This is a genomic window from Bradyrhizobium sp. USDA 4503 (assembly GCF_054055815.1).
The window spans coordinates 480,724-493,533 of the sequence record NZ_JBSRXS010000001.1 but is presented as its reverse complement, the minus strand read 5'-3'; the positions used below and the strand labels follow the sequence as shown (position 1 = coordinate 493,533).

The window sequence follows — 12,810 nt, the reverse complement described above, 5'->3', positions numbered from 1 at the left end:
TGGACCTACTTCAAGCGGATGGAAACCCCGCCCACGGCGGCCGAGACTTCGGCGCCGACCTTCGGGCCGCTGAGCTGCAGGATCACGCCATTGGCGTTCTGAAGCTGCACGCCGCCGGCGCCCGCGGCGATCGCCCCACCGGCGCCTGCCGCGCTGTAGGAGCCTTCGATCGAGGCAGGCCCTCTGAGATTGAGGGCGCGCCCGACCAGCTTGGTGGTCGAGGCGCCGATCGTGAAGCCGACGCTCATGCCCGACACCGTGAACGGATAGTGCTTGCCGCGCAGCGTCAAGACGCCCTCGCCGCCTCCGACACCAACGATGAATCCACCCTTGGTGAAGATGACGGCGACCGAGCCGGTTTCAGCCAGCGACGGCGTGCTGAAGCCGGCCAATCCAATGGCCAGCATTGCGAGAGCTCCGATCAAACTCACTTTCCTCATCATGTCCCTCCAGGAACCGGTTGCGTTACGCCTCGTTGCGCAAGAGTCATCGCCGCAAGAATGCGAAGACGCCTTGCGGAATCTCCTTCGTCTATGATGCAGCCTTGAACTTCGGCGCGGCCGCTCGCGGCTTGCCCATCCTGCCCAATGCCTCGGTCGTCACCAGCTTCAAGCCCTCGGCCGCGTCGTAGCCATGGATCTCCTTCACATCCAGCTTGCGCATGAAATCGATGGTCTCCTGCGTGATAACCTGGCCAGGGACCATGATCGGGAAGCCCGGCGGATAGGGAATCACGAAGTTGGCGGAGACGAGAGCGGGCCCGTTCTTCAGACGCCTGTCGATCTCGGGATCGTGCAGGCGAATATATTCGCATCCTGCCGCGTCATAGGCCGAATAGAATCCGCCGCGGATGTCGCCCTCATTCGTCTTCGCGCCGGCATCGCCGCGATAGGCGTCGTGGAAATGCGAGAAGTTCGGCAGATCGGGGACATCCTTCATCAGGCTGTTGACCCGCATGTCGAAGTCGACCCTGGCGTTCGCGCCGCCCTTGGTCAGGCCGCGATCGATTTCACCGGAGATTTCGGCCAGCACCCGGACGAGATGCGCGACGTCGCTCCGCGTATTGTTGATGTTGGACTGGATCAGGACCGAGTTGCGCGAGGTCTTGTTGACCTGGATGTTGTAGCGGCTGGCGAGCAGCCCCTTGAACGACGTTCCGTCGTACCCGGCGGTGCCGCAGACCAGCGTCATGCGGGTCGGATCGAGGCAGAACTCGTCGTCGTTCAGGCTCTTCAGGGCGCTAGCCCAGTTGGTCCCGGCCGCCAGATAGTCGGTGAATCCGCTCTCGCGGTATTGCTTCGGCACCATGGCATCCGCGCCAAGAACGCGGAAATATCTCGAAATCAACGGATTGGTGTTGACCGCGTTGCGGATGGCGAACGCGATCTCCATGGCATTGGCCACCAGTCCATATCCCTCGAGCTCCATCTGCCGGCGCGAGACGTCGAGGCTCGCGATCAGCTGCTGGTTCGGGCTGGTCGAGGCGTGCGTGAATACGGCCTCCTTGAACTGCGCTTCGACGGTGTGTGGAATTCGATGTCCTTGACCGCCAGCATCGAGCCCTGGCGGATCGCCGACATCGACTTGTGCGTCGAGTTGGTCTGGTAGACGCGCAGCCGGATCTGGCGCGGATCGGGGATCAGCCTGGTCTTGAGCAGAACCTCGTCGGACGGATTCTTGCCGAGCTCGGCCTGCTGTTTCTCATAGGCGGCGACCGACCTGGGATCGCGCATCCAGGCTTCGATCTCATTCGCCGCGCCCATCGCGGTTCGCCGCCTCAGGAACGGCGAAAACCGCGCGAAGCCGAACCAGGCCTCGTCCCAGAGGAAGATCAGGTCAGGCTTGATCGCGAGGCATTCCTCCATCACCCGCCGCGTGTTGTAGATGTGGCCGTCGAAGGTGCAATTGGTCAGGTCGATCAGCTTGACCCGGTCGAGCCGGCCATCCGCCTTCGCGTTCAGAAGTGCCTGCTTGATCGTCTGCAACGGCACCGCGCCATACATCGAGTATTCCGTCATCGGGAATGCCTCGACGTAGAGCGGCTGCGCGCCGGCCAGCACCATGCCGTAGTGGTGCGACTTGTGGCAATTGCGGTCGACGATTGCGATGTCGCCGGGACCCAGCAGCGCCTGCACCGCCATCTTGTTGGATGTCGAGGTGCCGTTGGTCACGAAGTACACGCGGTCGGCGCCGAGCGCGCGCGCGGCCTTCTCCTGTGCCTTCTTGATGTTGCCGGTCGGCTCCAGCATGCTGTCGAGGCCGCCGGTGGTCGCGCTGCTCTCGGCAAGGAACAGGTTTAGCCCGTAGAATTCGCCCATGTCGCGGATCCAGTCCGACTTGAACACGGACTTGCCGCGCGCGATCGGCAGCGCGTGGAAGGTGCCGATCGGCCGCTGCGCATATTTCTTCAAATTGTCGAAGAACGGCGTGTCGAAGCGATCCTGCACGCCCTCCAGAATTGAAAGGTGCAATTCGAGGATATCCTCGACCGAGTAGAACACGCGGCGCACCACATCGGCTTCGGGATTGCCGGCCAACTCCTCGACGTCGCGGTTGGACATCAGGTAGAGGTCAAGCTCGGGACGCACCCGCTTCAGGATATGGGCCAACCGGAGCGCGGACGCATCGGACTCCTCGCTGAGCCCCATGGCGCCGGTCATGGCACGAAGCACCGGCGCATCGTGGCGCGAGCGCAGCCCGAAGCCTTCATTGATCACCACCGCCGCAATATTGGGGTTCAGCATTGCCGCACAGAAGGCGTCCTCGAGGTTGCCCACGACCACGGGCTCATAGATGAAGGCGTCGACCGGACGCCGCAGCTTGCGCCACTCCGCCAGGAGTCCCGGCCAGTTGCTGGCTGGCACTCCGGTCACGATCAGCGTCTCGAAATACGGCCGTCTCGCCGCCGATTGCCCCAGAGTTGGCGGAAGCAGATCGGGAACGTCGCCATTGCCCTCGTCCTGCGTGCTCCAGTCACCTGCATGCTGGCGGAAGGATTTTGTCTGAAGCGCCTGGGCGATCCGCGTCGCAAGCATATGCGAGGTGGCGGCGTCGCCCGCCGCCGCGGCTTCCTTCAACGCCGCCATCAAACGAAGGCCCGGATAGCCGTGAAACTCCTCCGTCACCGCAAGCGCCGTCAGCGCCGCGTCATACGCCGCACGGTCGCCGCCCCTGCTCCACACCTTCGCCGCCTCGACCAGATCGCGCCAATTGTCGGCACGTCCGCCGGGCCCGGAGAAGAACTGATCGATGCGCTGCTGTGCCGGCTTCGCGTCGTTGGCCATGAGTGTCTCCCGATCTCGTGATCTCAGCGCTGGTTCTGTCCAATCGTACAAACCGGGCCCGTTGCGCCCTTTGATCCAAGTCAAGCTGCAAGCTGGATTGAGACAGCTCCCCAAGCGCGCATGGTCGCGACGTCTTGCGACGCAACAAGGCTGGAATGTCGCGGCAGTCCGTGCGGCCGCGCACGCTAGATTCCTGCCTGCGGCTTCCTGTTGCTCAATACGCTGTCGAGCGTACGCATCCAGTCGCCGCTATCGGTCTTGTCGGCAAGACCATCCGCCCGAAGCAGATCCCGCAACTGCGCGTGCGCGCCCACGATGCAGAATGTGATCTGGCGCGATGCGAGCTCCTGGTGAAGGTCGTGCAGCATGCGCGACCCCGCAAGGTCGATGAACGGCGAGGCCGACAGGTCACAAGCCACCAGCTTGACGTCAGCCGACGTCCGAAGCGCCGCCAGCACCGTTTCGAGGATCGTCTCGGCATTGACATAGAGGAGCGAGGTCTCGGGGCGGAACGCGATGATCCCGGTCAAGGGCTCGACATCATCGTGTCGCGCCCGGTCGGAATAGCGCCCGCTGCCGGCATGACGGCCCAGAAACGCGATATTGGGTTGCGACGCCCGCAACAGCAGCAGGAAGATCGAAGCGACGGCCGCCAGCAGCACGCCCTGCAATATCCCGAGGAACAGGACGGACACCAGCGCGATGATAGCGGCATAGAAATCGATCCGGCTGATCCGCCACATTCTGGCGAGCGCCGCAATATCGACCAGTTTGTAGACGGCTGAGAAAACGATCGCGGCGAGCACGGTCTTCGGCAGATTGGTCAGGAGGCCCGTGAAGAACAGCAGGCAGAGCGCGAGGGTTGCCGAACAGAACACCAGCGCCAGCGGCGTGCGTGCGCCGGCAGCGTCATTCACGGCCGACTGCGACAACCCGCCGGCGACGGGATAACCATGCCCGAAGGCCGCGGCGAGATTGGCCGCGCCGAGTCCCAGAAACTCCTGTCTGACATCGAGCGGGTAGCCATGCTTTGCCGCAAAGCTGCGCGCGGCAGACACCCCTTCCACATAGGCCAGCACGAGGCATCCGGCAGCGATCGGAAAGAGATCGTCAAATTCGAGCAGACCAAATGTCGGTAACGACATCGTCGGCAGCCCGGTCGGGATCGGCCCGGTCACCGGCAGTCCCATTTGCGCGAGCCCGAGCGCGGAGACCGTCAGGATCGAGAGCGCGACCACCACCAACCCAATGGGCTTTCCCGGCAGCCTCTTCTCGCCGAGCAGGAGCAGCACCGTCGCAGTCAGGCCGACGCCGAGCACCAGCGGCCTGGTGTCACCGAGCTGGCCGGCAAGCTTGATCACGCGGTCGAAGAAGTTGTGGCCGCCTCCAGCGACGCCGAACAGGCTGGGCAGCTGGCTCATGATGATGGTGAGCCCCGCTCCGGCCTTGAAGCCCACCAGAATACTGTCGCTGATCAGCCGCACCAGCAGGCTGAGCTTGAACAGCCAGGCAATCAGGCAGAGCACGGCGACGCTGAAGGCCACGAGACTGGCAATCTGCCCGTAACGCGCGGCGTCGCCGCCGGCCAGTATGCCGACGGCGCCGGCGATCATCAGCGAGATCGCCGACGTGGGTCCGACCGCGAGCTGCCGGGACGAGCCCAGCAGGGCGTAGCCCACGCCGCCGAGCAGATAGCCATAGACGCCGATCTGCGGCGGCAGACCCGCGAGCCCCGCATAGGCCAGCGACACCGGGATCGCGTAGGCTGCCAGCGTGACCCCGGCGATTGCGTCCGCCCCGAGCCAGGATGCCCGGTAGTCGGCGAGCCAGTTCGCCGGCGGAAACCAGCGCATCCAACTCGTCTCTGCCTGGATCGACATCAAGCCCGCCGTATGACGCACAATGGTCGCATGTGGTTGCGCCGGCGGGCCCGATGCGCGTTGATTCAGATCAAGCCTCGAAGTGCTCAAATGTGCTTCTGATCTTGCGCGGCTCGATCGTCGTGACCTGCAGATTTGCCAGATGACTGCCGGAGCGCATGGCATGCGTCAGCACCGCTTACGGACCCTCGCAACCGCAGCGCTGCTGTTGCTTGGCCTGATCGCTCCGGCGCGCGCGGAGGACCAAGACACGTCCCAGCGCATCCAGGAAGAGATCTGGGCGCTGCCTACCCCGCTGCCGATGTTCGCTTATCTGGTCCGTCCGCTCGGCGATGGCCCTTTCCCACTGGTCATCATGAACCACGGCGTGTCACTGAATGCCAGGGATCGCAGCTTCTTCCCGCTGGTCGAATTTCGCGATGCCGCAATGTGGTTTGCACGGCGCGGCTATCTCGTGGTGGCGCCGGTCGGTACCGGCTATGGCGCGGCGGCCATCGATATTCCTGAACGCGGTCTTTATGGCCCATTCTTCTCCAAGGTCGGCAAATGCACCAATCCGAATTTCCTCGATGCGGGCCTGGCCGTCGCGCAGGTCGATCTCTGGATCATTGATTACATGGCCACCGAAAAGCGCACCTTGCCGAAGGACGTCATCGTCATCGGACAGTCGGCCGGCGGCTGGGCTGCGATCGCGCTGTCGAGCCTCAACCCGCCGCAGATCAAGGCCATCATCACCTTCGCCGCAGGCCGCGGCGGCCGCGTCGATGGCAAACCCAACAACAATTGCGGCCCCGACAGACTGGTCGAGGCCACCGGCATGTTCGGCCATACATCGCGGGTGCCGATGTTGTGGTTCTACATTGAGAACGACACATTCTTCGGCCCGGCCCTGTCGAAGCGAATGCACGAGGCCTTCACGCGCGCCGGCGGTCGTGCCGAGTACCATCTTTTGCCGCCGTTCGGCGACGAAGGGCATTTCCTGATCGGCTCTCCCGATTCCATTCCCATATGGTCGCCTTTGGTCGAACGATTTCTCGACAAGGTTCGCTAGGCGGCCGTTCGCGCTGGAGGAGCATCCATGGTCCGATATGGTGCCTTGGCGAAGTTGGCGCTGTTTGCGGCCGGCATCAGTGCTGCCCACGCTCAACAGACGTCCTCACCGCCTGCTACGGTGAAGGACGGCGGCGAAGTAGCCCCGCGGGGGGCACGTCAGCCGGTGCGAGACATCAAGTATGGCGAGTGGCGAAAGGTCTGCTTCAACGCCGCCGGCGCCAAGACGTTGTGCCGAACGACGATCACCGGCACCTTCCCCACCGGGCAGACGGCCGTTCGCCTCGATCTGATCGAGCGAGAGGACGGCAGCAGCCGCGTCCAGCTATTCCTGCCGGTCGGAATGTATCTGCAAGCCGGCGTCAAGCTATCGGTTGACCAGAAGGCGGTTCATCGGCTGCCCTACACCTGGTGCGCGACCAACATGTGCATCGCGGCCGATGTCGCCGATCCCAAGCTTCTCGAGGACATGGATGGCGGAAAGACGCTCTCGATCGAGGTCGTCGACACCAGCATTTTGACGATGACGACATCGGTGCCGCTCGACCGCTTTGCAAGCGTGCGCAAGGGCGCGCCTGCGCTGACGCTCGATCAAGTCATCGATGAATGATTGAGACCGGCAGGCGCTAGACCACGCCGGCCAACAGCCGTTCAATCGGCTGGATCAGCGAATTGGCGGTGAATGGCTTGGTCAGATAGGCAACGCATCCCGATGCCGTTGCCGCCATGCGCGTCGCCGGATTGTCATTTCCGGTGATGTAGATGACGGGGATTTCGATGCCCTGATCCGCCAGGCGGTACCGCAGTTCGATCCCGGACCCATCGCTGAGATTGATGTCCAATATCAGACAGACCGCGCTGTCAAAGCTGCCATGTCTCAGTAACGCACCGCCGGTCTCGAATAGCCTGGATGCAAATCCGCACGCCCGCAGCAGACGTCCGATTCCACGAAGCATGGAAGGATTATCATCCACAACGAAAACGAGTTTCGCGGTCGGCAAATCCTGAAGCCTCACCCTATCGCTGAATGACCTTCGCCCACGCATGGATAATGGACACGTCAAGCGGCTACCGGCGCGCAATATTCCCGCGGCCAATATCGGAGATACGCCGCGTCACAGAGCTTTCATATTGTACCATGGGACAGGAGGGGCAGAGCTGCCCGGCCGATCAAGCCTTGACCTCGCCACCGGACGCGCGCGTGCCGAGCTGCTCGGCGATCGAAACCAGCTCGGCAAGCGACTGCACCTGCATCTTCTCCATGACCTGGTGACGATGCGCCTTGATCGTGCGTTCGGTCGTGCCAAGCTCGTGAGCAATCTGCTTGTTGATCCGGCCGCACACAATCAGATCGAACACCTGCCGCTCGCGCGGGGTCAGCTTCGCCAGCAGCGCGCGCAGCGAATCGAGCCTGGTTCGCCGGCCGCGGGCCAGTTCGTGCCGCGCAAGGGCGCGATTGATCGCCTCGATCAGCTGCTCCGACGCGATCGGCTTGGTCAAAAAATCTTCGGCACCTGCCTTGATCGCCTGGACGGTGGTCGCCGTGTCGGCATGTCCGGTCAGGAATACGATCGGGAGCGTCGACCCCAGCTCGTTGAGGCGGCCCTGCAGCTCCGGTCCACTCATTCCGGGAATGCGGACGTCCAGCAGGATACAGCCGGCCCCTTCGTCGTCGGGCAATTGGTCGAGCAATTCCCGGGCCGATGCGTAGGTGACGACGCGATAGCCTGCGAGCTTGAGCCGGCGCTCGAGCGCTGCGCGAAACGAGGCGTCGTCGTCGACTATGTGCACGTAAGCGTGCATTGCTGCTCCATCGCCGGGTGATCGCCGTTACCTGTAGAATGTCCTTCAGCGGCGATCTGAAAATGCTGCGTTCGTCGTAAATCGAACCTTGCACTCCGGCAAACAAGACCCAAACGCGCTACGCTGCCAACGGCAGCGAAAGGTGGAATACCGCCCCTCCTCCGGACTGATTCTCGGCCCAGAGCTGGCCGCTATGCGCCAGAACGATCGTCCGTGCGATGGACAGGCCGATGCCCATGCCCTGCTCCTTTGTGGTGAAGAACGGATCGAAGATATCGTTCAGCCTGTCCTGCGGAATTCCCGGCCCAGAATCGCTGATGGAAATCACCGCCGACGCGTCCCCATTGACCTCCGTACGACCGATGATGGTGCGCCCGTAGGGCATTTTGGCCATCGCGTCCATGCTATTGACCACGAGGTTGAGAATGACCTGCTGCAACTGCACCGGATCGCCCTTCACCCGCAGGGTCTGCGGCGAGGTCTGCAGGTAGATCGCGACGTTGCGCGCCGAGGCCTGCAGCTTGAGGAAATCGAATGCTTCCCGCATGGTCTGGTTGAGGTCGATCTCCTTCTTCTCAAATGGCGCACGCTTGAGCAGGCTGCGCATCCTGCGGATCACCTCGCTTGCGCGCAGATCATCACGCTTGATGTCGGAAATGATTTCCCGCACCTCCTGAAGGTCGGGCGTCGGCGAAGCGAGGATCAGCTCCGCGCTCTCGGCATTGGTCAGGATCGAGCCCAGCGGCTGGTTGAGCTCATGGGCGATCGAGGACGAGAGTTCTCCGGCAGTCGCCTGCCGATTGATATGGGCGAGCTCGGACAGGCGACTGCGGGCTTCGACCTCGGCACTGCGCCGCATGTGACGCTCGTGGAGCAGGAACGCAATCAGCGCGGTTTGAACCAGCAGCGCCACTGCCAGCGCAACGGCCCGCCAACGATATTTTTCCAAGAAGGATGGCTCACGGAAGCGAATTTCGCTACCTTTTGGCAGACTGGCTTCGCTGACGTCCCAATGCTGCATCTGCCGCCAGTTGAAGATCGGCTTCACCGCATCGATGACCGACGGTGGCAGGCCTTCGGGCGCCTCGCCATCCAGAATGCGCAGCGCCCTTCCCGCAGCCTCGGCACCGATCAGCGACGGAACTATGACGAATCCGCCGATGCCGCCCGCCCCGAGGAAGGTCTCCGCGGCGACGACAATCGGACGATTGGCTCTTGCCGCGACAAATGTGAGGGCATCCGACGGCGGATAATAGTTGCCTTTGCCGTCGCTATAGAGGCCCGTGTAGATGATCGCGCTATGATCGGGGAGCGCCGCGACCCGCTCAACGATCTCGGGCATCGGACGTCCGATGATCTCGATGATGTCGAGGCCCGGAATGCCGGCCGCTGCCTGGTCTTTCCAATTGCGAAACAGAACTTGCCGGTCCCAGTCCGCGCCAACCAGCACGACGGTCTTGAGGCCCGGCAACACGGCGCGGGCAGCCGTGACGGCATCCTTGAGTTTCAAGTTCACGATGCCGCCGGTAACATGGGCCGGCGGCTGCAATCGCTTGAAATCAGCCTCTTCGACCAGCGAAAACACGATCGGCGTGTCGGGCCAGAGCTGAGGGCGCCAGCGGAGCGCAAGCTCAAGCGCAGCCGCGCCAATGGTGACCACCACGCCGATCGGCCGATCGCGATATTTCGCCTCGAGGAATCGCCGGATATCCTCCTGATAGGCCTCGCCGCCGAAGCGATTGAGATCGAGGCTTTCGGTGTAGACGGTGGTCGGCGCGTGCCCGTGAGCGCTCACCGCATCCCTTAGGCCAACGAACACCTGGTAGTAGAAGGGGCCACGTCGATCGGATTGGTCCAGCACCAGCATGGAATGCGGGCGCATCTGTTGCGCCTGGAGGCCGACCGGCGCCAATAACGCAGCCAGGAAGATGACCAGGCCAGAGAGCCGAATTGCCTTGCCCATAGCGTTCGGAGCCGGAGACCAACGAGTTAGAAAGCTAGCACCCGGTTATCATCGTGAAAATTGAAAAGTGATCTAAGACGGTGCGCATCAATTTACGAACAAATTGTCGCATTTCGCGCACCCTGTCCTTTAGGACAATGACCTCAAGACCAATAGAGACCGGCCGGACTCCGTCGTAGTCATTGCGCGCGGGACAAGCATTTCGAGCCGCCGCGGACGCTGCACCAGTCGTTACCCGAGAGAGTTAGTCCATGTTCGCTCGCGTCAATGTCAGACCGGCCAATGTGCCGAGCATCCTCGGTGGGTTGACCGTCCGGCACGCCAACTGCATCACCAGCGAATTCCACTACAGGAAAGGCACCGAGATCTACGGGGAGAAGGAGCCGGCAGAGTACGTCTACCAGGTCGTTTCGGGGGCGGTCCGCAGCTACAAGCTGCTTTCCGACGGACGCCGCCAGATCGGTGCCTTTCACCTCGTCGGGGATATTTTCGGCCTCGAGAATGCCGAAACCCATCGCTTTACCGCGGAAGCCATCGTCGACACGAACGTGCACCTGATCAGGCGGATCAGCCTCGAACGCGTGGCCGACTCCGATTTCGCCCTGGCTCGCAACCTGCTGGTCATGACGACCAGCAACCTGCGGCATGCCGAGGAGCACATGCTGCTGCTCGGCCGCAAGACCGCATTGGAGCGGGTTGCCGCGTTTCTGCTCGAAATGGATCGCCGGCTGACCGGAGTCGGCGTCGTCGCCTTGCCGATGTGCCGGCGTGATATTGCCGACTATCTCGGACTGACGCTCGAAACCGTGTCACGTGCGCTATCCAAGCTGCACGCCTATGGCGCGCTCAACTTCCTTGGCTCGAACCAGCGCGAGATCATGCTGGTCGACCGCGACCAGCTGTCCAGGCTGGACAACTAGCCGACGTCAGGGAGATTTCGTCAGCGCCGCCTGGCGCTCGATGGTCTTTTGCAACACCTCGAACAAGACCGCGGTCGACCACCCGAACATGAGAATGCCGTTCATGGCCGCCATCGGTCCGATCAACAGCCACTGCTTGACCGGGATGACGTCGCCATAGCCGAGCGTGGTGTAGTTCACAAAGGCGAAATACAGCAGATTGCTGCCGGCGGGCGCGGCGCCGAGCACCCAATAGGCCAGGCTCCACACCACGATCTCGAGCGTGTGAGCCAGCATCAGCGCAAGCGCGGTTGCGACCATCACGCCGCTGAGCTGTAGCCCCGCCCGGCCGGCCGCGCTCAAGGCAACGTTGCGAAGCAACCCGATCGCCGCGACGGTCCACAGCGAATGGATCGCGATGTTGATCGCGCTCACCGCCGATCCCACGAGGAGCTGAAACAGCATTATCGCTCTCCCGCCAGCCGGGCGCGGTCGTCCCGGATCCATGCCGTGAGCAATTCCCAGGCGACCGCGAGAATGATTGGACCGATGAACAGGCCCACGATGCCGTGGGCAAGCGTGCCGCCGATCACGCCGACAAAGATGACGAGCGCCGGCGTGGTCAGGCCCCGCCCCATCACCAGCGGCTTCAGCACATTGTCGAGGACGCCGACGACCAGGAAGAAGAACGTGAGGGCGAGTGCGGTCGTGAAATCCTTGGCCGACCATAGCCAGATGATGACCGGAAACAGCACAATTGCCGCCCCGATCTGCACGATCGCGAGCAGCATCACGACAAACGCCAACAGCCCCGCGCTCGGGATCCCCGCCAGCTTGAAGCCAATGCCGGCCAGCAGCGATTGCAGGACGGCGACGCCGATGACGCCGCGGGAAACCGCCCGGATGGTCGCACCTGCAAGGTCGAGGAAGTGCTCGCTCTGCTCCGGCACGATGCGGGACAGGAAGCTCCGGCACGCCGCCGCAAGCTGCGAGCCATAGGGAAACAGAAACCCTGCCACGACGACCGCCAGCAGAAACTTCAGCATCCCGATCCCGGCATCGCTGGCAAATGCAAACAGGGTCCCGGCCAACGGCTTCAGTTGCGGCACGACCTCGCGCAGCACGGCACGCAGATTGGTCGACGCCCGATCCCAGATCTCATGGAGTGGGCCGCCGATCAGCGGCCAATCCTTGATCTCGGGCGGCGGCGACGGCACGACAACGTGGCCGGCGCCGAGTTGTTCGGCGAGCTCCCTCACCCCCTCTACCGCTCCGATTCCGAGCCAGGTCGCCGGCCCGATGACGACTCCCAGAGAGATCAAGGTCAGCACGAGCGCCGCGACGCCGGTATGGCCGCCGAGCATTGCTGCGAGCCAGGTGAAGACAGGATAGAGCGCGACCGCGAGCACCACGCTCCAGGCCAGGATCGGCACGAACGGGCTGACCAGAACGAACGACCAGTAGATCAACAGCGCCAGCAATCCGAGGCGAATTGCGAGCTGGACGAACTCGTCTCCGGTCACGAGCTGGCGAAGGGTTTTCAAGAGCGTGCTTTCGATCGAGCATCAGCAGCTACGCGGGAAGCGATGCCATCGCCTTGCTGCGCACGGCTTGATTCAGATCAAGCGTGACGCGTCCGGACTTTCACCGAGGAAGCGGCCCGGTTCGGGGGCAGGAATTGGGGGCCGCTCCGACTTCGCCGGGATGCATTCGCGGTCGGGATCACGAGCGCGAGCGCGCCCCATCAGGCGGCGTCCTGCCTATCCGCGGCAATTGTCCCAGGCGCAGGATCAATCGTCCGCACCGCCCTCTTGCCACTTTGATTCAAATCAAGCTTCGGGCCGGCCGCGGCTGACAGGCTCGGCGTCCTCATGGATCGGAAAGCCGCTCTCGATTTGGCTGCCTTTCGGTCGCGACTGCCTGTGTCACCC

At 63.0% G+C, this 12,810-nt stretch carries 10 protein-coding genes and 1 pseudogene; 3 read left to right on the top strand and 8 right to left on the bottom strand.

All coding sequences use genetic code 11. The annotated features are described in order from the left end of the window. Nucleotides 1-5 precede the first annotated feature (5 nt). From ACVMIH_RS02265 to ACVMIH_RS02255, 3 genes and pseudogenes are all read right to left on the bottom strand, one after another. Nucleotides 6-440, bottom strand: a complete 435-nt coding sequence (locus ACVMIH_RS02265; RefSeq protein ID WP_057017289.1) for a hypothetical protein — start codon at nucleotides 438-440, stop codon at nucleotides 6-8. Nucleotides 441-531: 91 nt separating this feature from the next. Continuing rightward, nucleotides 532-3,284, bottom strand: a pseudogene (locus tag ACVMIH_RS02260) (decarboxylase). Between the two features lie 185 nt (nucleotides 3,285-3,469). Then, a complete protein-coding gene (locus ACVMIH_RS02255) occupies nucleotides 3,470-5,164 on the bottom strand; it encodes a SulP family inorganic anion transporter (RefSeq protein ID WP_456860586.1) in 1,695 nt (564 codons plus the stop codon). Nucleotides 5,165-5,327: 163 nt separating this feature from the next. Between ACVMIH_RS02255 and ACVMIH_RS02250 the strand changes: the two genes are divergently transcribed. Then, nucleotides 5,328-6,215, top strand: coding sequence for an alpha/beta hydrolase family protein (locus ACVMIH_RS02250; protein WP_456860584.1), 888 nt, complete (start codon nucleotides 5,328-5,330; stop codon nucleotides 6,213-6,215). A 27-nt stretch (nucleotides 6,216-6,242) separates the two neighbouring features. Then, the gene (locus ACVMIH_RS02245) at nucleotides 6,243-6,824 is read left to right on the top strand and encodes an invasion associated locus B family protein (protein WP_456860583.1); all 582 of its coding nucleotides are present in this window, start codon (nucleotides 6,243-6,245) and stop codon (nucleotides 6,822-6,824) included. Between the two features lie 16 nt (nucleotides 6,825-6,840). On the opposite strand, the gene ACVMIH_RS02240 is transcribed toward ACVMIH_RS02245, so the two are convergent. From ACVMIH_RS02240 to ACVMIH_RS02230, 3 genes are all read right to left on the bottom strand, one after another. After that, complete coding sequence (locus ACVMIH_RS02240) at nucleotides 6,841-7,260, bottom strand: response regulator transcription factor (protein ID WP_309143535.1); 420 nt, start codon at nucleotides 7,258-7,260, stop codon at nucleotides 6,841-6,843. A gap of 124 nt (nucleotides 7,261-7,384) precedes the next feature. After that, complete coding sequence (locus tag ACVMIH_RS02235; protein ID WP_076826313.1) at nucleotides 7,385-8,017, bottom strand: response regulator transcription factor; 633 nt, start codon at nucleotides 8,015-8,017, stop codon at nucleotides 7,385-7,387. Nucleotides 8,018-8,135: 118 nt separating this feature from the next. Beyond that, nucleotides 8,136-9,899, bottom strand: a complete 1,764-nt coding sequence (locus ACVMIH_RS02230; RefSeq protein WP_456860581.1) for a sensor histidine kinase — start codon at nucleotides 9,897-9,899, stop codon at nucleotides 8,136-8,138. Between the two features lie 332 nt (nucleotides 9,900-10,231). Here ACVMIH_RS02230 and ACVMIH_RS02225 point away from each other — a divergent pair, with 332 nt between their 5' ends. Then, the gene (locus ACVMIH_RS02225) at nucleotides 10,232-10,900 is read left to right on the top strand and encodes a helix-turn-helix domain-containing protein (RefSeq protein ID WP_057017143.1); all 669 of its coding nucleotides are present in this window, start codon (nucleotides 10,232-10,234) and stop codon (nucleotides 10,898-10,900) included. Between the two features lie 6 nt (nucleotides 10,901-10,906). On the opposite strand, the gene ACVMIH_RS02220 is transcribed toward ACVMIH_RS02225, so the two are convergent. Together ACVMIH_RS02220 and ACVMIH_RS02215 are read right to left on the bottom strand one after the other, a co-directional pair. Continuing rightward, a complete protein-coding gene (locus tag ACVMIH_RS02220) occupies nucleotides 10,907-11,344 on the bottom strand; it encodes a potassium channel family protein (protein WP_038374727.1) in 438 nt (145 codons plus the stop codon). Further along, nucleotides 11,344-12,423, bottom strand: a complete 1,080-nt coding sequence (locus ACVMIH_RS02215; RefSeq protein ID WP_057017142.1) for an AI-2E family transporter — start codon at nucleotides 12,421-12,423, stop codon at nucleotides 11,344-11,346. Before ACVMIH_RS02215 ends, ACVMIH_RS02220 begins: the two co-directional genes overlap by 1 nt. Nucleotides 12,424-12,810: the final 387 nt, after the last annotated feature.

What these genes read in the sequence shown, in the direction of transcription:
- ACVMIH_RS02240 (WP_309143535.1), bottom strand. Translation starts at nt 7,260, where the DNA reads ATGCGTGGGCGAAGGTCATTCAGCGATAGGGTGAGGCTTCAGGATTTG.
- ACVMIH_RS02245 (WP_456860583.1), top strand. Translation starts at nt 6,243, where the DNA reads ATGGTCCGATATGGTGCCTTGGCGAAGTTGGCGCTGTTTGCGGCCGGC.
- ACVMIH_RS02250 (WP_456860584.1), top strand. Translation starts at nt 5,328, where the DNA reads ATGCGTCAGCACCGCTTACGGACCCTCGCAACCGCAGCGCTGCTGTTG.
- ACVMIH_RS02265 (WP_057017289.1), bottom strand. Translation starts at nt 440, where the DNA reads ATGAGGAAAGTGAGTTTGATCGGAGCTCTCGCAATGCTGGCCATTGGA.
- ACVMIH_RS02225 (WP_057017143.1), top strand. Translation starts at nt 10,232, where the DNA reads ATGTTCGCTCGCGTCAATGTCAGACCGGCCAATGTGCCGAGCATCCTC.
- ACVMIH_RS02235 (WP_076826313.1), bottom strand. Translation starts at nt 8,017, where the DNA reads ATGCACGCTTACGTGCACATAGTCGACGACGACGCCTCGTTTCGCGCA.
- ACVMIH_RS02220 (WP_038374727.1), bottom strand. Translation starts at nt 11,344, where the DNA reads ATGCTGTTTCAGCTCCTCGTGGGATCGGCGGTGAGCGCGATCAACATC.
- ACVMIH_RS02255 (WP_456860586.1), bottom strand. Translation starts at nt 5,164, where the DNA reads ATGTCGATCCAGGCAGAGACGAGTTGGATGCGCTGGTTTCCGCCGGCG.
- ACVMIH_RS02230 (WP_456860581.1), bottom strand. Translation starts at nt 9,899, where the DNA reads ATGCGCCCGCATTCCATGCTGGTGCTGGACCAATCCGATCGACGTGGC.